General features: G+C 69.8%; 16 protein-coding genes. 11 read left to right on the forward strand and 5 right to left on the reverse strand.

Features of this window, described 5'->3' with window-relative positions; genetic code table 11:
- Window positions 1–2: 2 nt before the first annotated feature.
- The 3 genes from RXV79_RS23130 (at window position 3) to RXV79_RS23140 (ending at window position 3677) form a co-directional block, all read left to right on the forward strand.
- Window positions 3–494 carry an SET domain-containing protein gene (locus RXV79_RS23130; RefSeq protein ID WP_316700443.1) on the forward strand — a complete coding sequence of 164 codons (492 nt, stop codon included), beginning with the start codon at window positions 3–5 and terminating at the stop codon, window positions 492–494.
- A gap of 113 nt (window positions 495–607) precedes the next feature.
- Window positions 608–2122, forward strand: coding sequence for a DUF7125 family protein (locus tag RXV79_RS23135; protein ID WP_316700444.1), 1515 nt, complete (start codon window positions 608–610; stop codon window positions 2120–2122).
- Window positions 2112–3677 carry a hybrid sensor histidine kinase/response regulator gene (locus RXV79_RS23140; protein ID WP_316700445.1) on the forward strand — a complete coding sequence of 522 codons (1566 nt, stop codon included), beginning with the start codon at window positions 2112–2114 and terminating at the stop codon, window positions 3675–3677. Before RXV79_RS23135 ends, RXV79_RS23140 begins: the two co-directional genes overlap by 11 nt.
- Here RXV79_RS23140 and RXV79_RS23145 read toward each other — a convergent pair.
- Window positions 3625–4569 carry a LysR substrate-binding domain-containing protein gene (locus RXV79_RS23145; protein ID WP_316700446.1) on the reverse strand — a complete coding sequence of 315 codons (945 nt, stop codon included), beginning with the start codon at window positions 4567–4569 and terminating at the stop codon, window positions 3625–3627. The two genes, RXV79_RS23140 and RXV79_RS23145, sit on opposite strands and share 53 nt — an antisense overlap.
- Window positions 4570–4642: 73 nt before the next feature.
- Between RXV79_RS23145 and RXV79_RS23150 the strand changes: the two genes are divergently transcribed.
- From RXV79_RS23150 to RXV79_RS23185, 8 genes are all read left to right on the forward strand, one after another.
- The gene (locus tag RXV79_RS23150) at window positions 4643–5560 is read left to right on the forward strand and encodes a DMT family transporter (protein WP_316700447.1); all 918 of its coding nucleotides are present in this window, start codon (window positions 4643–4645) and stop codon (window positions 5558–5560) included.
- 47 nt (window positions 5561–5607) lie between these two features.
- Complete coding sequence (locus RXV79_RS23155) at window positions 5608–6234, forward strand: LysE family translocator (RefSeq protein ID WP_316700448.1); 627 nt, start codon at window positions 5608–5610, stop codon at window positions 6232–6234.
- Window positions 6235–6316: 82 nt separating this feature from the next.
- A complete protein-coding gene (locus tag RXV79_RS23160; protein ID WP_316700449.1) occupies window positions 6317–8593 on the forward strand; it encodes a hybrid sensor histidine kinase/response regulator in 2277 nt (758 codons plus the stop codon).
- Between the two features lie 55 nt (window positions 8594–8648).
- Window positions 8649–9041, forward strand: coding sequence for a nuclear transport factor 2 family protein (locus tag RXV79_RS23165; protein WP_316700450.1), 393 nt, complete (start codon window positions 8649–8651; stop codon window positions 9039–9041).
- A 97-nt stretch (window positions 9042–9138) separates the two neighbouring features.
- Window positions 9139–9786 carry a TetR/AcrR family transcriptional regulator gene (locus RXV79_RS23170; RefSeq protein ID WP_316700451.1) on the forward strand — a complete coding sequence of 216 codons (648 nt, stop codon included), beginning with the start codon at window positions 9139–9141 and terminating at the stop codon, window positions 9784–9786.
- Between the two features lies 1 nt (window position 9787).
- On the forward strand, window positions 9788–10267 hold the full coding sequence (locus RXV79_RS23175) for a VOC family protein (protein ID WP_316700452.1): 480 nt from the start codon (window positions 9788–9790) through the stop codon (window positions 10265–10267).
- Window positions 10268–10334: 67 nt separating this feature from the next.
- Window positions 10335–13283: a hypothetical protein gene (locus tag RXV79_RS23180; RefSeq protein WP_316700453.1), complete on the forward strand. Its 2949-nt coding sequence runs from the start codon at window positions 10335–10337 to the stop codon at window positions 13281–13283.
- 86 nt (window positions 13284–13369) lie between these two features.
- Entirely contained in the window at window positions 13370–13720 is a 351-nt protein-coding gene (locus tag RXV79_RS23185; RefSeq protein ID WP_316700454.1) for a DUF2200 domain-containing protein, read from the forward strand.
- 16 nt (window positions 13721–13736) lie between these two features.
- On the opposite strand, the gene RXV79_RS23190 is transcribed toward RXV79_RS23185, so the two are convergent.
- From RXV79_RS23190 to RXV79_RS23205, 4 genes are all read right to left on the reverse strand, one after another.
- A complete protein-coding gene (locus RXV79_RS23190; protein WP_316700455.1) occupies window positions 13737–14897 on the reverse strand; it encodes a PAS domain-containing sensor histidine kinase in 1161 nt (386 codons plus the stop codon).
- A gap of 133 nt (window positions 14898–15030) precedes the next feature.
- On the reverse strand, window positions 15031–16098 hold the full coding sequence (locus RXV79_RS23195; RefSeq protein WP_316700456.1) for an ABC transporter ATP-binding protein: 1068 nt from the start codon (window positions 16096–16098) through the stop codon (window positions 15031–15033).
- Between the two features lie 9 nt (window positions 16099–16107).
- On the reverse strand, window positions 16108–16962 hold the full coding sequence (locus RXV79_RS23200) for a carbohydrate ABC transporter permease (protein ID WP_316700457.1): 855 nt from the start codon (window positions 16960–16962) through the stop codon (window positions 16108–16110).
- Complete coding sequence (locus RXV79_RS23205; protein ID WP_316700458.1) at window positions 16959–17843, reverse strand: carbohydrate ABC transporter permease; 885 nt, start codon at window positions 17841–17843, stop codon at window positions 16959–16961. Before RXV79_RS23205 ends, RXV79_RS23200 begins: the two co-directional genes overlap by 4 nt.
- Window positions 17844–17857 lie beyond the last annotated feature (14 nt).

Consider the following 17857-nt stretch of genomic DNA (forward strand, 5'->3'; position numbering starts at 1 on the left):
CCATGCCGCGCATCACCGTTCTCACGCCCGCTGCCGCCGAGGCCCCACCGGCCCCGCCGTCCGTGCAGCGCCCGCGCGGCGTGCCGGCCGACCCGCAGAAATTCAAGCTGACGGTGGGCCCGAGCGTCATCGACGGCCAGGGCGTATTTGCCGCCGAGCCCATCCCGGCGCGGCGCAAGATCGGCGAGGTGCGCGGCGAGCCGGTGAGCCAGCAGGAAGCCGCGGCGCGCAGCCGCGGCCAGATGCGCATCATGATGATCGCGGTGTCGGCGCGCCGGGCGATCGATGCCTCGCAGTCGACCGATGCGCTGCGCTTCATCAACCATTCGTGCCGGCCCAACACCGCGCTCAAGGTCAACCAGGGCCGCGTGGAGTTCTATGCCCTGCGCAACATCGCCCCCGGCGACGAGCTGACGGTGAACTATGGGGAGACGCACCACCGCGGCCGCTTGAGCTGCCGGTGCGGGGTGGCGGGGTGCGCCGGCGTGTTGTGAGCCTGCGTGCGGAGTCCGGGTGCGATGGGTGAAAACCCTCGCCGCAGTGGGAACGCCGTTTGCTCGACGAGCTGACCAAGCGCAACCGAGTCGCCCTGATTGGCGGGGCACCTATGCAAGAACACTCCGAGACCCCCATCCCGCGGGCCGCCACCGGCATCGAAGGCCTGGACCTCGTCCTCCACGGCGGCCTGGTCGACGGCCGCATCTACCTCCTCGAAGGCAACCCCGGCGCAGGCAAGACGACGCTCGCCCTGCAATACCTGCTGGAAGGCGTGCGTCACGGCGAACGCTGTCTCTACATCACGCTGTCGGAGACCCGCCACGAGCTGATCGACAACGCCCGCTCGCACGGCTGGTCGCTCGACGGCATCGAGATCCTGGAGCTGCTGGCCGACAACATGCAGGTCGACGGCGAAGGCGAGCTGACCATGTACCACCCGTCGGAGGTGGAGCTGGGCGCCACCACCCGCCGCGCGCTGGCCAAGGTCGAGGAACTCAAGCCTCGCCGCGTGGTGCTCGACTCGCTGTCGGAGCTGCGGCTGCTGGCGCAGAGTTCGCTGCGCTACCGGCGGCAGATCCTGGGCATCAAGCAGTTCCTGGGCGCCTACAGCTGCAGCGTGCTGCTGCTGGACGACCGCACCGGCGAGGGCTCGGACATGCAGCTGCAAAGCATCGCCCACGGCGTGATCTCGCTCGACTCGCAGACACCGGCCTACGGTCGCACTTTGCGGCAACTGCGGGTGGTGAAGTTTCGCGGCAGCGATTTCCGAAGCGGCGTGCACGACTTCATCATCGGCAAGGGCGGGATCACCGTCTTCCCGCGCCTGTCGGCCGCCGAGCACGGCGCGAGCTTCACCCGCGAGAAGGTGCCCAGCGGCGTGCCGAGCCTCGACGCGCTGATGGGCGGGGGCATCGACCGCGGCACCACCACGCTGCTCGTCGGCCCGCCGGGATCGGGCAAATCGACCATCGCGCTGCAGTACGCGCATGCCGCCACGCTGCGCGGCGACCACGCAGCCATCTTCAGCTTCGAGGAGGCCCAGGCCATCCTGTTCGACCGGGCCCGAGGGCTGGGCATGCCGGTCAACGAGGGGCCGGGGCCCGGCCAGATCGCAGTGCGTCAGATCGACCCCGCCGAGATCTCGCCGGGAGAGTTTGCCCAGCGGGTCCGGCACGCGGTGGAGTCCGACCAGGCCCGCGTGGTCGTCATCGACAGCCTCAACGGCTACCTCAACGCCCTGCCGGAAGACAAGTTCCTCACCGCGCAGCTGCACGAGCTGCTGGCCTACCTCAACAACCATGGCGTGGTGACCTTCCTCGTGGCGGCACAGAGCGGCATGCTCGGGCCCGCGATGCGCTCGCCCATCGATGCGAGCTACCTGGCCGACTCGGTGGTGGTGCTGCGCATGTACGAGCACGACGGCAGCGTGAGGAAGGCCATCTCGGTGGTCAAGAAGCGCAGCGGCCGCCATGAAGACTCGATCCGGCGCATGTGGTTCGACAGCGACGGCGTGCACCTGAGCGAGCCGCTGATGCATCTGCGCGGCGTGCTCACCGGCGTTCCCACCGAACTGCAACCCGGGTCTGGCGACAAGCCGGTGCCGCGCGGGCTCGATGCCCTCTGACGACACCCGCCTCGACGAGCGCGTGCTGGTCGTGCCCGTGACACGGCGCGACGGCGACGTCACCCAGGGCCTGCTGCAAGGCCAGGGCATCGCGTGCTGCATCTGCGACAGCATCCCGGCGCTCATTGCCGAGATGGAGCGCGGCGCGGGAGCCCTGCTCTTCACCGAAGCCACGCTGTCGCGGCCGGACATGCCCACCTTGTCGAGCGCGCTCGACCGCCAGCCCGCGTGGTCGCACCTGCCGGTGGTGGTGCTGATCCGCAACGCCGGCAGTTCGCCGGCCGGCAACCGCATGCTGGAGTTGCTCGACAACGTGACCGTGCTCGACCGGCCGGTGTCCACCCGCTCGATGATCAGCGCGGTGCAGTCGGCCCTGCGCGACCGCCGCAACCAGTACCGCATCCGCGACCAGATCGAGCAGCAGAAACGTGCGGAGCAGGCGCTCATGCTGGCCGACCGGCGCAAGGACGAGTTCCTCGCCACGCTGGCGCACGAGTTGCGCAACCCGCTCGCGCCCATCCGCACCGGGCTGCAGATCCTCTCGAAGACGCCGGGCGCCGACGCGCAGACACGCCGCCTCTACGAGATCATGGAGCGGCAGATGGTGCAGATGGTCAAGCTCATCGACGAGCTGCTCGAGATCTCGCGCATTTCCACCGGCAAGGTGGTGCTGCACAAGGAACGCACCGACATGCGCAACGTGATCCGCGTGGCACTCGAAGGCAGCCAGCCGATGGTCGACGCGGCAAAGCACACGCTCGTGGTGACGCTCACCGAGCAGCCGGTGTGGGTGTACGGCGACCCGGCACGGCTCGCGCAGGTGGTGAGCAACCTCGTGAACAACGCCGCCAAGTACACGCCCGACCGCGGCCACATCGCCGTGCGCATGCGGCACGACGACGGGCAAGTGAAGGTGATCGTCGAAGACAACGGCGTGGGCATCCCGGAAGACATGCTCCACCAGGTGTTCGACATGTTCGCGCAGGTCAACCGCACGCTCGACCGCGCGCAGGGCGGGCTCGGCATCGGCCTCGCGCTGGTGCGCCGGCTGATGGAGCTGCACGGTGGCTCGGTGCAGGCGCACAGCGCGGGCGCCGACCGGGGCTCGTGCTTCACCCTGACCATGCCGGCGCTCGAACGTGTGGGAGCCGACGACGCCCGCACCGAAGGCGCGGGTGACGGCGCGCATGCCGAGAAGCGCCTGCGCGTGCTGGTGATCGACGACAACCGCGATGCGGCCGAGACGCTCTCGATGCTGCTCGAAGCGCACGGCCACGACACGCACCGCGCCTACAACGGCCGCACCGGCCTCGACGAGGCCTCAGATTTCATGCCGCAGGCGGTGTTCTGCGACATCGAGATGCCGGGCATGAACGGCTATGAGGTCGCCGCCGCCCTGCGGCGCGACCCGCGCCACGCGCCGGCCCTGCTGATCGCCGTCACCGGCCGCGGCGCCCGCGAAGACCAGCGCCGCTCGCTCGACGCGGGCTTCGACGCGCACCTCACGAAGCCGGTCGGCTACGACGCGGTGCGGCAGGTGCTCTCGCGGCTGTGACCTGTGCGGCCTGGATGACGTCGACCGCCACCTGAAGGGCCGGCGTCATGCGGGTGGTGTTCCACGCGGCGACGGTGGCCACGGTGTCGATGCGCTCCACGAGCGGGCGCAGCGTGACGTTTTCCGGCGCGAGCGCGCGCATGTCGGACGGCACGAGCGCAATGCCCTGGTTGCAGCCCACGAAGGCGACCTGCGTGGTCACGCTGCGCACCTCGCGCAGGATGCGCGGCGAGAAGCCCTGCGCCTGGCAGGCGGCGACGATGCTGTCGAAGTAGACCGGGCTCAGCCGCCGCTCGAACATCACGAACACCTCGTCAACCAGCGACGCGAGCTTGATGCTGCGGCGCCGGGCCATCGGGTGCGAGCTCGGCAGCGCCACCGAGAGGCGGTCGCGCGCCATCGGCAGCGTCTCGATCGCCTCGTGCGGGTCGGGCTGGATGCGCGCGAACGCGAGGTCGATGTCACCGGCGTGCAGCGCGGGCAGGGCTTCGGCGCTGTCGATCTCGCGCACCGAGATGCTGAGGTCGGGGCGCTGGGCGCGCAGCCGCTCCAGCAGCGGCGGCACCACTTCGAGCAGCGCCGACGAGATGGCGCCGATGGTGAGCGTGCCCGACTGGCCGCTCACCGCCTCGCGCACCGCCACTTCCAGGTGCTCCAGCTGGTCGGCGAACTTGCGAACCGCCGGCAGGATGGCCCGCCCCACATGCGTGAGTTGCGCGCCGCGCCGCGAGCGCTCGAAGAGCTTCACCTTCAACGCCTGCTCCAGCACCTGGATCTGCTCGGTGAGCGGTGGCTGCGACATGCCCAGCCGCCGAGCGGCACGCCCGAAGTTCTGCTCTTCGGCCACCGCAAGAAAGAGCCACAGGTGTCGCACGAGACGGAAATTGATCATAGGTTTGGCGTATGGAAACCTTCCTGAGGAACGAATTTACAGAAGGATCCGGCGGCCCGACAGTGGGCAGGCCATGAACACACGAACCGCCCTCCCTGCCTTCACCGCGCTGCCTGCTTCCGGCCTGGGCATCGCGCTTGCGCTGGCCGGCTCCATCGGTTTCTCGGGCAAGGCCATCCTCGCCAAGCTCATGTACCAGCACGGCGTCGACGCGGTGACGGTGGTCGCGTGGCGCATGCTGATCGCCCTGCCGATGTTCCTCGCCATGGCACTGTGGGCCGGGCGCGGCCAGCCGGGGCTCACGCGGCGCGACCTGCTGGCAGTGCTGGGGCTCGGCTTCTCGGGCTACTACGCGTCGAGCATGCTCGACTTCTATGGGCTGATGTTCATCAGCGCGAGCCTGGAGCGGCTCATCCTGTACCTCGGCCCGACCATCGTGATGGTGCTCTCGGTGCTGTGGGTCAAGCGGCCGGTCACGCGGCGCCAGTGGGTGGCGGCAGCGGTGAGCTACGGCGGCACGGCCCTCGTCTTCGGCCGCGAGTGGCACGCCGAAGGCCGGCACATCGCGCTCGGCGCGGCGCTGGTGTTTGCCAGCGCGGTGAGCTATTCGATCTACCTCATTGCGAGCGGCGAGACCGTGCAGCGTGTGGGCGCGCTGCGGCTCACCGGGCTCGCGTCGAGCGTGGCCTGCGTCTTGTGCCTGCTGCACTTCGTGGCCGTGCGGCCGCTCGCAGCGCTGGCGGTGCCCGAGCCGGTGCTGTGGTGGTCGGCGCTCAACGCGGTGGCCTGCACCGTGGCGCCCATCCTGATGGTGATGATGGCCATCGAGCGCATCGGCTCGGCTCTGGCCGCGCAGGTCGGCATGGTCGGCCCGGTGTCGACCATCGCGATGGGCGTGTGGGTGCTGAACGAGCCCTTCACGCTCACGCTGCTGGTCGGCACGGTGCTCGTGCTGGCCGGGGTGACGCTGGCGTCGTCGAAGCGAGCCTGAGCTGCGGCGAGTACGCGGGCGCGAGGCCACCCCGCTACGATCGCGCGATGCTCACCGCCGCCCAGACCTTCGCGTTCCTCCTCGCCGCGGTGCTGCTCACCGCGACGCCGGGGCCCGACAACCTGATGGTGCTGAGCATCGGCATGTCGCGCGGGCGGCGCCCGGGCATCGCCTTCGGCCTCGGCTGCGCCATCGGTTGCCTGAGCCACACCCTGCTCGCGGTGGTGGGGGTGAGCGCCCTGGTGGCCGCGTCGCCCACCGCCTTCACGCTGCTCAAGTGGCTCGGCGGGGGCTACCTCGTGTGGCTGGGCATCGGTGCGCTGCGCAGCGCCGGCATTGGCCGCGTGGGCGCGGCGGCGGCAGAGCCGGCGTCGCTGACGCGGCTTTTCCTGAAGGGCCTCCTGGCCAATGCCATCAACCCGAAGGTGGTGCTCTTCTTCCTGTCGTTCCTGCCGCAGTTCGTGGTGCCGGCGCAAGGCCGGGTGGAAGGGCAACTCGCGTTGCTGGGCCTCGTCTTCACGCTGCAGGCGGCGCTGCTCTTCAGCCTGCTCGGCTACTTCTCGGGCAGCGTGGGCGCCTGGCTGAACCGCACCCCGCGCGCCGGGCAGTGGCTCGACCGCCTGGCCGGCACCGTGTTCATCGCGCTGGGCCTGCGGCTGGTGTCGGGCCGCTAGGTCCCGCCACGCAGAACGGCGGGCAAGCCGTTTGCCGCACCCACCCTGTTCGCTTCGCCATGAAGCGGACAGGAGGTTGCCCATGCCCCGCCGATCCGTCCTGCTCGTCTTTCGCGGCATCGACGCGACGAGCCGCGCCACCGCTGCGCTCGGTGTGCTGCTCGTGGCGGGCGTGCTGCTGGCGGGCGGGCTGTCGATCTGGCGGCTGCGGCAGGCGGCCGAACTTTCGGCGCAGCAACATGTCGACAACCGGGCCGTGGCCATCTCGGCCCATGCCTCGCAGGCGCTCGACGCCGCCCGCTACGTGCTCGACACCCTGGCCACCGAGATCGCCGCCAGCGCGCCGCGCGACGCGGCCGACCTGCGCAGCGCGCTCGGCGACCGCCCGACGCACGAGCGGCTGCGCGCCCGCACCGAAAGCCTGTCGGGCCTCGACGTGATCTCGATCTTCGATGCCGAGGGGGAGCTGGTCGCGTTTTCGCGGCAGTTCCCGGCGCCGGCGATCCAGATCCGTGACCGCGAGGCCTTCCAGGTGGCGCGCGCCGGTTACAGCAAAGCCTTCATCGCGGCGCCGGTGCAGAACCGCGCGCGCGGCGACTGGACCTTCTACCTCGCGCGGCGTCTCGAGAGCCGCTCGGGCGACTTCCTCGGCGTGGTGCTGGTGGGGCTGGCCAGTCGCTACTTCTCGCGCTTCTACGACCAGGTGCGCGGGCAGCGCGCCTTCGGGTCCTCCACGAGCCAGGGCCACCCGGTGACGGTGACGCTGCTGCGCGACGACGGGGTGGTGCTGGTGCGCGCGCCGGCCGAAGACGGCCTGCTGGGCCACCGCCTGCGCCCCGAAGGCCACTACCGCCAGCTCGGCAGCGACCGCCTGCCCCTGCCCGGCACCCCCGACTACCCGGTGGCCACGCCGTGGGACGCCGACCCCCACGCGCCGTGGCGCAGCCTCGCCAGCTTCGACTGGGCCGAGGGGCACCCGGTGGTGGCGGCGGTGGTGGTCGACAACGACGTCTTCCTCGGCGAGTGGCAAACGCAGAGCATCATGATCGGCCTGCTGGTGGGCCTCGTGGCGGTGTGCCTGGCGGCAGTCTTCCGGTCGCTGTCGCACTCCTTGCAGCGGCGCGAGCAGCACATGGTGGAAAACCAGCGCCTGCGGGTGCAGGCCGAGAGCGCCAACAAGGCGAAGAGCGAATTCCTTGCGACCATGAGCCACGAGATCCGCACGCCGATGCACGGCATCCTCGGCACGGCCGACCTGCTCGCGCGGACTCCGCTCACCCCGCACCAGGCGCAGCTCACGCGCACGCTGATGTCGTCGGGGCACAACCTGCTCGGCATCATCAACGACATCCTCGACCTCTCGAAGATCGAGGCCGACGAGCTGCGTTTCTTCCCGAGCGCCTTCTCGCCCGCAGAGGTGCTGCACGAGGTGCGCGACCTCTTCATGGGCTATGCCTCGAAGAAGGGCCTGGCGCTCGACGCCTTGCCCTCGACCGGCGTGGCCGCGGCCGTGGAAGGCGACCTGAACCGCGTGCGGCAGGTGCTCGTCAACCTCACCAGCAACGCGATCAAGTTCACCGACCGCGGCCATGTGCACCTGTCGGTCAGCCAGCGCGGGCGGGTGGGCACCGACCGCGTGCTCGTGCGCTTCCAGGTGGAAGACACCGGCAGCGGCGTGGCGGCGGAAGCGCGCGAGACGCTCTTCCAGCCCTTCACCCAGGCCGACGGGTCGGTGGCCCGCAAGTTCGGTGGCACCGGGCTCGGGTTGGCGATCTCGCAGCGGCTCGTGCAGCTGATGGGTGGCACCATCGACTTCGTCAGCACGCCCGGGCAGGGCAGCACCTTCTGGTTCGAGCTGCCGCTCCAGGTGGCCGCCGAAGGCGCGGTGCACCCGCAGCCGATCGGGCAGCAGGTGCATGAGCGTTTCGCCAACAGCGGCGCGACGCCGCTCACCGAGACGCAAGGGGCCGAACACGAGGGCTGCCACATCCTCGTCGTCGAAGACGACCCGGTGAACGCCATGATCGCCGAGGCCCAGCTCGCCCGCCTGGGCTGCTCGTGCGACATCGCCATCGACGGCAAGGAAGGGCTGCAGCGCCTGCGCAGCCGCCACTACGACCTGGTGCTGATGGACTGCATGCTGCCCGGCATGTCGGGCTACGCGGCATCGGCCGCCTGGCGTGCCGAGGAAGAAGCGAGCGGGCGCCCGCGCGTGCCCATCGTCGCGCTCACGGCCAACGTGCTGTCGAGCAACGCGGCGCAGTGCCAGCAGGCCGGCATGGACGACTACCTCACCAAGCCCTGCACGATCGAGAAACTCGGCGCGATGCTCGGCCGCTGGTTGCAGAAGGTGGCGTGACCGGCGCGCCTATAGTGGCCGGGCGCCTTGCTTCCGCAGGGCACGGAGCACACCCATGACGATCGCCACTCTCGCCACCTGGCACGACCTGGTCTCGACCCGCAACGTGAAGGGGCTCGACGCCTTGCTCGCCGATGGCGTGGTCTTCCACTCGCCCGTGGTCCACACCCCGCAGCTCGGCAAGGCGATCACCACGCAGTACCTCGCGGCGGCCTTCCACGTCTTCTTCAACGAGACCTTCCGCTACGTGCGCGAGATCGCCGGCCCGCGCGACGCGGTGCTCGAGTTCCAGGTCGAGATCGACGGCATCGCGGTCAACGGCGTCGACATGATCAAGTGGGACGACGACGGCCGCATCGTCGAGTTCAAGGTGATGATCCGCCCGCTCAAGGCGATCAACCTGATTCACCAGCAGATGGGCGCGATGCTGAAGAAGACCACGCCCTGAGCAGGGCGCCGCGGGCGCGGCCGCTTGACGCCATACCGATTGGTATGTACCGTGCCATACCAATCGGTATGGACCTTCACGGCATGGAACGCGGCGCATGATCGAACTGGCCACCGGCCCCCGGCGAAAGCTGCTCGACGCGGCACTGCATGTGATCCGCGCGCAGGGCTATGCGGGCAGCTCGGTCGATGACATCTGCCGCGAGGCGGGCGTCACCAAGGGCAGCTTCTTCCACCACTTCAAGGGCAAGGACGACCTGGCCATTGCCGCCACCGAGCACTGGACGGGCCTGACCGGCAATCTCTTCGAGGCCGCGCCCTTCCACCAGAAGGCCGACCCGCGCGACCGTGTGCTCGCCTACATCGACTTCCGCGCCGCGCTGATCGAGGGCGAGCTGCCCGACTTCACCTGCCTGCTCGGCACGATGGTGCAGGAGACCTACGCCACGCACCCCGACATCCGCGACGCGTGCAACCGCGCCATCCTCTTCCATGCCCGCACCGTCGAGGCTGACCTGATCGAGGCCAAGCGCCTTCATGCGCCGAAGGCGAAGTGGGTACCACTCGACGTGGCGCTCTTCGCGCAGGCGGCCATCCAGGGCGCTTTCATCCTCGCCAAGGCGCAGGACGACGCCGCGGCCGCCCGACGCGCCATCGCGCACCTGCGCCAGTACGTGGCCTCGCTGCTGCCCGCTGCGGCACGCACGTTGCCACGCTCCACCACCCCTCCATCACGAAGGAGATGACATGCCCGCCAAGAACACGATCTGCCTCTGGTACGAACGCAACGCCCTGGAGGCCGCGACCTTCTACGCCAAGACCTTCCCCGACACCCGCGTGGGCGCGGTGCACCGCGCCCCGGGCGACTTCCCCGACGGCAAGCAGGGCGACGAGCTCACCGTCGAGTTCACCGTGATGGGCGTTCCCTGCCTGGGCCTCAACGGCGGCCCGGCCTTCAAGCAGACCGAAGCCTTCTCGTTCCAGGTGAGCACCGAAGACCAGGCCGAGACCGACCGCCTGTGGCACGCCATCGTCGACAACGGCGGCGAGGAAAGCGCCTGCGGCTGGTGCAAGGACAAATGGGGCGTCTCATGGCAGATCACGCCGCGCGTGCTGATGGAAGCCATCGCCCACCCCGACCCCAAGGCCGCGAAGCGGGCCTTCGACGCGATGATGACGATGAAGAAGATCGACATCGCCACCATCGAGGCCGCGCTCAAGGGCTGAGCGTGCGCGTCGAGCGACCTTGCGTTTTCGCAAGGTCGCGGGTGGGTGCATCTGCCACAAGCGGCACATGCACCGAACCGACACCCCACCCGACTTCGACTGCGATTGCCACCGCCGCGCCACGCTGGAGCGGGTCTGGGAAGACCTCTGGGTCAAGCGCGGCCCGAAGCCGGCGCACGGGCGACTGCTCGCCATCCTGAGCGTGGGCCTGCCGTCGGCGATCGACCGCCTGACGCGCCACCTCGATCGCATCGCCGGGCGCAGCTTCCATGGCCGTTGGCAGCGTCTCTTCGCGCAGGGGCATTCGCTCGTGCCCTGGTTGTGCATGCTGCCGGCGATCCTCTTCACGATGCTCGGCCCAACGCCGCGCTGGCGCGGCCTGCCGGTGGCGGCCGCCGCGGCGGCGGGCCTTTTGGCCTACCTCGCCTGCGTGCGGCTGTGGCCGGGCCGCAGGTCGCAGGGCCAGGGGCTGCTGGGCCTGCAATGGCTGGTGCTGGCGGTGCTGAGCGGGCTGCTGTGGTGGCAGTCGGGGCCGGCGTCGCTCGAAGCCGACGCGGCGCCGTACCGGCATGTCTTCGCGCCCATCCTGCTCGTGCTGCTGCTGGTGGCGGCGCTCGCCTTCCCGCTTGCGAACTGGGTGCTGAAGGGCCTGGGCGCCGAGCATGCAGCGCGGCTCGCCGGGCTGCTGGCCTGGACCGAGCTCTTCGACACTCCGCGGCGGCCCGAGCCCTCGTTGCGCCGCTTCCTGCACGGGCTCGTCAATGCACCGCTGTACAACCCGCTGCACCTGCTGCTGTTGCCGGCGCTGCCGGTGGTGCTCGTGCCGCGGCACTACGCCCAGCCGGCGTATGCGGCGCTGTGGCTCGCCATCTCGTGGCTCATCCTCACCTTCGCGGGCATGTACGACCGGCTGAACCTGGCGGTGCGTGTGGTGAAGCAGATGTTCCTCATCGGCGGCCAGGGCGTGGTGTCGGTCACCATCATCGGCCTGGCCCTCTTGCGCCTGGCCGGCGTCGACTACGTGAGCACGCTGCTCGACACCGCCTCGGCGCGGGTGGTCTCGCTCTACATCGTGGCGGCCTACAGCGCGTTCTGGCTGTACGAGTACTGGATCAACCGGGCGCTCACCGAGCGGCTGCTGCCGCTGCTCGACGACACCGTGCCGGCCGGCGAGCGCCGCGCATGGGTGCCGTACCGCGTGCACCGGGAGGCGGTGGCGAGCCGGGTGCGGGCCGAGGGGCGCGCGATCGAGGTGTTTGCCGGCGGGCGCTTCGTGGTCACCGGGGCCTACCTCGACCCCGACTCCCAGACCGTGTGCGGCCAATGGCAACCGTACGAACGCGACGACCTCTTCCAGCGCCTGGCCGACACCGCCTTGCGCGCCAACGATCCCGACGAGACCTACCGCACCCACATGGCCGTGGCCGAGGTGGACAAGCGCTGCAAGCTCTACTTCAACCTGCTCAACATCGGCCTGCTGGCGCTCGCGCTCGGCGTGGCCTTCGGCCTGCACCGCGTGGGCAAGCAGCTGCAACGACCCGGTGCGCAGGGGCAGGCGCTGGTGGGCCAGGCCCTGGCGATGCAGCCGGTGGACCTGCGCACGCTCGTGGTCACCGGCAACGCGGCCCGCCGCCCGAAGATCGCGCTCGCGGTGTCGGGGGGCGGCACGCGCGCCGCGCTGTACGCCGCTTCGGTGCTGCGTGGCCTGGCGCAGCTCGGCCGTGCCGGCGATGTCGTGCTGATCAGCGGAGTCTCCGGCGGTGGCGCCGCCCTGACCTACTTCGCGATCCACCAGGCGGAGCTCGTGGCCGCAACGCCACGGCCCTGCGGCCCGGCCGAGCTGGAGCGGCTGGCGGCGCAACCGGAGCCCGAGGCAGGCGAAGACCCCTGGTGCCGCTTCATCGAGGTGATGGCCCGGCCCTACATCGACGACGTGCTGCGCGGCGTGGCGGAGCTGCAGGTGCTGGGCGCCAAGACCACCGGGCACCTGCTGCAGGAGAGCCTGGCGCGGGGGCTGGACGCGCACGCTCCCGCGCCCACGGCCCTCAGCGGCATCCGCGACCTCGGGCTCATCCTCAACGCAACGCTCGCCGGCCATCCGGCAACGCCCGACGACGCGCTCGCGCCCTGCCCCGCCGGCCAGGCGCCGGGTGCGCCGGCATCGGCATCGTCACGGGCCACCGAGCCGTGGCGCAGCAGCGCCTCCGGCGGCATCGTGGCCTTCACCAACCTGCGCAACCTCGGCGCCTTCCCGGTCGCGCGTCGTGCCATGGCCTGCGCGCCCGACGAGCGCCTGCCTTACCTGCTGGTGGGCGGTGAAGGCACCAGGCTGACGGCCGCTGCCGCGCTGGCGGCGAACTTCCCGCCGGTGTTCCCCAACGCGGGGGTCGACGTGGAGCACGCCGGTGCAGTGCGCCGCTACTGGGTCACCGACGGCGGCGCGGCCGAGAACCGCGGTGTCGTCTCACTGCTGTATGCCCTGCGCAGCCTGGTCGACGATTGCGCCGACCCACCGTCATGCCACAACGCAATGCCCGACCTGCAAGTGCTCGTCGTGGACGCTTCGGCGCTGTCGTTCGACTACCAGCCCGACCGCGGCGTGGGCGCCATGCTGGGCGCCTCGGCCAAGTTCTCGGGCCAGCTGATGCTGGAGCTGGCCGACGGCACCGCGCGCGCCTACGACGCGCTGGGCCCGGGCCGGCTCGCCGTGAGCTACCTGCCGATGCCGGTGCTGCTGCGCTCGCGCGGTGGGCTGGGCACGCACTGGATGATGCCGGCGCAGGTGACGCTGCGCGACGACGCAGCGCTCAGCCGCAGCGATGCGCGTGTCCTCTCGCGACCCGACCGCTGGCAGACGATGGCACTGCTGACCTGCCTGCACGACACGCCGCCCGCGCCGCCGTCGCAAGGACCGTGCGCCGCGCTGAAGGCCGGCGCCCTCGGGGAGCGTCTCGCGGCCGACCCCCACACACCCGCCTGGCAGGCGCTGGTGCGACAACTCGCGATCAGGCCTTGACCCCACCGCTTCGATGGGGCCGGCCGAGCGAATGCCGGCCCGTGTTGGAATCCGCAGCTGCCCCAACACACGCTGGAGACCCGACGATGGCCAACGACCGAATCTTCTCGATGGCGTTTGCGAAGGTCTACGCGCTCTACGTGCAGAAGGCCGAGCGCAAGGGCCGCACGGAGGCGGAAGTCGACCAGGTCATCTGCTGGCTCACCGGCTACGACGCCGCGGGCCTGAAGCGGCAGATCGAACGCGGCACCGACTTCCGGTCGTTCTTCGACGAGGCCCCCGCGCTCCACCCGAACCGTGCGCTCATCCAGGGCGTCGTCTGCGGCGTGCGGGTGGAAACCATCGACGACCCGCTGATGCAGAAGATCCGCTACCTCGACAAACTGGTGGACGAGCTGGCCAAGGGCCGGCCGATGGAGAAGATCCTGAGGCCGTGAGGCCAGCCTCGCTGCATCAGCGCGGAGGCTCGCCCGCCACCTCGGCCCTGGCCGAGGTCGTGCCGTCGGTGAGGGGAATGCGCAGCGAGAACTCCGCCCCCTTGCCCTCGCCTTCGCTGCGCACTTCCACCGTGCCGCGGTGCAGGTTGACGATCTCCTTCACGACCGACAGGCCGATGCCCAGGCCCGCGCCACGCGCCGAACTCGCGCCATCGGCCTGCGTGAAGACATCGAAGATGGTGGGCAGCAGGTTCTTCGCGATGCCCCGTCCGGTGTCTTTCACCGTCACCACGAAGTGGGTCTGGTCGGCGCTGGCCGTGACCCACACCCGCCCGCCGGCCGGCGTGAACTTGAGCGCGTTGGCCACCAGGTTGCCGAAGACCTGCTGCATGCGGCCCGCATCGACCTCGGCCTCCAGCGGCTGCTCGGGCAGCACCGCGCTCAGCGACACGCCCGCGGCCTCGGCCTTGGGGCGCGCATCCGCCACGACCTCCTGGATGAGCGACTGCAACACCACCCGCTGGTACTGCACGCTGAGCTTGCCCACACGGGCGCGGGTGAGGTCGACCAGGTCTTCGACCAGGCGCGTGAGGAAGTCGACCTGGCGGTCGAGGATTTTCAGCAAGCCCTCGTGGCGGGGCGCGAGCTCGCCCGGCGCCTGCAGGATCTCGAGCACGTTGCGAATGGGGGCCAGCGGGCCGCGCAACTCGTGGGCGACGGCGGCGATGAAGGTGTTGCGCTCGGCCTGCTCGCCATTGCGCTCCTCCAGCACGTTCTCGAGGTACTTCATGCGCGTGCGCAGGTGGGTCGCGTCGCGGAAGATCTTGATGAAGCCGACGAGGCGTCCTTCGTCATCGTGCCGCGCATAGGTGAGGCCACTGGCCCAGAAGCGCGAGCCGTCGCGGCGCGGGTGCCAGCGCTCGTCTTGCGAGCAGCCCATCGCGCGGGCGGCGTTCAGCTCGTGCTGGGGCATGCCGCCATCGCGGTCTTCCGGGGTGAAGACGCTGCTGAAGGGGCGGCCGATCACGTCGTCGGGCTGCAGCGCGGTGATGTGCGTGGCGCCCGGGCTCCAGCCGGTGATGAAGCCTTCGGCGTCGGCAAAGATCACGCCGTGCCCCTCGGCCTCGTGCAGCAGGCGCAGGAAGCCCTGGGCATCGTCCTCGCGTATGGCGGGCATGGCGTCCCTCCTCTGTGCGGCGTCGGCGCACCGTGCGCCGATCGATTGCGCCGCAGTGTGAACGGCCGCCCACCGCGCCGGCATCGGCGCCGGCGAGAGGCGTTCGTAGGAAGAAACCGCGTGCTGAGGAGGGTCAGCCGAGCCGTCGGTCGGTGGCGGCGTCGAACACGTGCAGGTCCTGCGCGTCCCACGCGATGTGGACCGCGTCGCCCACCCGCTGCGGCACCCGCCCGCCGGTCCGCAGCACCAGCGGGCCGATGGCGGTGTCGACAAAGGCGTAGGTGTCGGGGCCGGTGGGCTCCAGCAGCGTCAGCCGTCCGGCGAGCCCCGCGTCGGCAAGCCGCACGCACTCGGGCCGCACGCCGAGCACGCAGCCGCTCTTCGGTGCCGCGGCCCGCAGCGCCTGCTGCTGCTCGGGCGTGAGCGCGATGGCCTGGCCGTTCACGCTCAGGCCCTCGGCCGCCACCCCGGCGTTCACCATGTTCATTGCGGGCGAGCCGATGAACTCGGCGACGAACTTCGTCGCGGGCCGGCTGTAGATGTCGTCGGGTGTGCCGAACTGCTGCACGGTGCCGTCCTTCATCACCGCGATGCGGTCGCCGAGCGTCATGGCTTCGACCTGGTCGTGCGTGACGTAGACGGTGGTCGTGCGTGTGCGCTGGTGCAGGAGCTTGATCTCGGCGCGCATCTCCACGCGCAGCTTGGCGTCGAGGTTGGAGAGCGGCTCGTCGAAGAGGAAGAGCTTGGGGTTGCGCGCAAGCGCACGCCCCATCGCCACGCGCTGGCGCTGGCCGCCGGAGAGCTGCGCGGGCTTGCGGTCGAGCAGGTGCTCGATCTGCAGCATCTTGGCGACACGCGCCACGGCGGCTTCGCGCTCGGCCTTGCCGACCTTGCGCATCTCGAGCGCGAAGCTGATGTTCTGCGCCACGTTCATGTTGGGGTAGAGCGCGTAGCTCTGGAACACCATCGCGATGTCGCGGTCGCGCGGCAGCTGGTGCGTCACGTCGCGCCCGGCGATCTGGATGTTGCCGGAGGTGGCCGTGTCCAGGCCCGCGATGATCGAGAGCAGCGTCGATTTGCCGCAACCCGAAGGCCCGACGAGGATGAGGAATTCGCCCTCGTCGATTTCGAGGTCGATGCCTTTGAGGATGTCGACCGGCCCGTAGCTCTTGCGGACCTGCTTGATGGAAAGTGCACCCATGTCAGTTCATTAACCCTTGACTGCGCCAGCCGTGAGGCCCCGCACGAAGTACTTGCCTGCCAACACGTAGATGGCGAGCGTCGGCAGCGCGGCGATCATGGCGGCGGCCATGTCCACGTTGTATTCCTTGACGCTGCTGCTGGTGTTGGCCATGTTGTTGAGGCCCACCGTCACCGGCTTGGCATCGCCCGCGGAGAACACCACGCCGAAGAGGAAGTCGTTCCAGATGGCGGTGAACTGCCAGATCAGCGTGACGACGAGGATGGGCGTCGACAGCGGCAGCACGATGCGCCAGAAGATGCGCCAGAAGCCCGCGCCGTCGAGCATGGCCGCGCGGATCAGCTCGTCGGGCAGCGCCACGTAGTAGTTGCGGAAGAAGAGCGTGGTGGTCGCGAGACCCACCAGCACGTGCACGATGACGAGGCCCCAGATCGAGTCGGCGAGGTTGAACCAGCCGAGCACCTGCGACATCGGCAGCAGCACCACCTGCAGCGGCATGAACGCACCGAAGAGCATCAACCCGAACATCAGCTCGCTGCCCTTGAAGCGCCACTTGGCGAACACGTAGCCGTTGACCGCACCGAGCGCGGTCGAGATGAGCACCGCCGGCACGACCATCAGGATCGAGTTGAAGAAGAAAGGCTTCAGGCCGCCGCAGTCGGTGCCGGTGCAGGCTTCGGACCAGGCCTTGCGCCAGGCGCTGAAGTCGAGGCCGTTCGGCAGGTCGAGGAGGCTGCCGCCGCGCACCTGGGCCATGTCCTTCAGCGACGTGGCGACCATCACGTAGAGCGGCACCAGGAAGAAGGCCGCGAAGAGCAGCAGCACCGACCAGATGGCGATGCGGTGGAGGGTGGCGGGCTTCATCGACGCGCCCCCCGCAGCTCGGAATACAGATACGGCACGACGATCGCCGCCACCGTGCACAGCATGATGGTGGCCGAGGCCGCACCGAGGCCGATCTGGCCGCGCGAGAAGCTCATCGCATACATGAAGGTCGCGGGCATGTCGGTCGCGAAGCCAGGGCCACCCGCGGTGAGGGCCATCACGAGGTCGAAGCTCTTGATGGAGATGTGCGCGAGCACCAGCAGCGTGCTGAAGAAGACGGGCCGCAGGCTCGGGATCACGATGCGCCAGTAGATGCGCGGCAGCGTGGCGCCGTCGATCTGCGCGGCCTTGAGGATGGAATCATCGATGCCGCGCAGGCCGGCGAGAAAGAGCGCCATCACGAAGCCGGCGCTCTGCCACACGCCGGCGATCACGATGGTGTAGATCGCCATGTCGGGGTTGACGAGCCAGTCGAACGTGAAGCTCTCGAAGCCCCAGCCGCGCACCAGGTGCTCGAGGCCGAGGCCGGGGTTCAGGATCCACTTCCACGCCGTGCCGGTGACGATGAAGCTCAGCGCCATCGGGTAGAGGTAGACGGTGCGCAGCACACCTTCGGCGCGGATCTTCTGGTCGAGCAGGATCGCGAGGAAGAGGCCGAGGGCCAGGCCCACGCCGATGAAGAGCGCGCTGAAGATGCCGAGGTTGACGAGCGCCACGTGCCAACGCTCGCTCTCGAAGAGCGACACGTACTGCGCGAGGCCCACCCATTCGTAGTTGGGCAGGAGGCGCGAGGCCGAGAACGACAGCACGCCGTTCCAGGCGATCAGGCCGTAGATGAACGCGAACGACAGCGCGAAGCCGGGCGCAACGGCCAGCTTGGGCATCCAGCGCGACAGGCGTGAGGCAAAACCGGGACTCATCGGACTACCAGTGG

The organism is Piscinibacter gummiphilus, from assembly GCF_032681285.1.
GTDB classification, from domain to species: domain Bacteria; phylum Pseudomonadota; class Gammaproteobacteria; order Burkholderiales; family Burkholderiaceae_C; genus Rhizobacter; species Rhizobacter gummiphilus_A.

Coding starts and splice junctions, on each gene's coding strand:
- RXV79_RS23130 (WP_316700443.1), top strand. CDS start 3: ATGCCGCGCATCACCGTTCTCACGCCCGCTGCCGCCGAGGCCCCACCG.
- RXV79_RS23135 (WP_316700444.1), top strand. CDS start 608: ATGCAAGAACACTCCGAGACCCCCATCCCGCGGGCCGCCACCGGCATC.
- RXV79_RS23140 (WP_316700445.1), top strand. CDS start 2,112: ATGCCCTCTGACGACACCCGCCTCGACGAGCGCGTGCTGGTCGTGCCC.
- RXV79_RS23145 (WP_316700446.1), bottom strand. CDS start 4,569: ATGATCAATTTCCGTCTCGTGCGACACCTGTGGCTCTTTCTTGCGGTG.
- RXV79_RS23150 (WP_316700447.1), top strand. CDS start 4,643: ATGAACACACGAACCGCCCTCCCTGCCTTCACCGCGCTGCCTGCTTCC.
- RXV79_RS23155 (WP_316700448.1), top strand. CDS start 5,608: ATGCTCACCGCCGCCCAGACCTTCGCGTTCCTCCTCGCCGCGGTGCTG.
- RXV79_RS23160 (WP_316700449.1), top strand. CDS start 6,317: ATGCCCCGCCGATCCGTCCTGCTCGTCTTTCGCGGCATCGACGCGACG.
- RXV79_RS23165 (WP_316700450.1), top strand. CDS start 8,649: ATGACGATCGCCACTCTCGCCACCTGGCACGACCTGGTCTCGACCCGC.
- RXV79_RS23170 (WP_316700451.1), top strand. CDS start 9,139: ATGATCGAACTGGCCACCGGCCCCCGGCGAAAGCTGCTCGACGCGGCA.
- RXV79_RS23175 (WP_316700452.1), top strand. CDS start 9,788: ATGCCCGCCAAGAACACGATCTGCCTCTGGTACGAACGCAACGCCCTG.
- RXV79_RS23180 (WP_316700453.1), top strand. CDS start 10,335: ATGCACCGAACCGACACCCCACCCGACTTCGACTGCGATTGCCACCGC.
- RXV79_RS23185 (WP_316700454.1), top strand. CDS start 13,370: ATGGCCAACGACCGAATCTTCTCGATGGCGTTTGCGAAGGTCTACGCG.
- RXV79_RS23190 (WP_316700455.1), bottom strand. CDS start 14,897: ATGCCCGCCATACGCGAGGACGATGCCCAGGGCTTCCTGCGCCTGCTG.
- RXV79_RS23195 (WP_316700456.1), bottom strand. CDS start 16,098: ATGGGTGCACTTTCCATCAAGCAGGTCCGCAAGAGCTACGGGCCGGTC.
- RXV79_RS23200 (WP_316700457.1), bottom strand. CDS start 16,962: ATGAAGCCCGCCACCCTCCACCGCATCGCCATCTGGTCGGTGCTGCTG.
- RXV79_RS23205 (WP_316700458.1), bottom strand. CDS start 17,843: ATGAGTCCCGGTTTTGCCTCACGCCTGTCGCGCTGGATGCCCAAGCTG.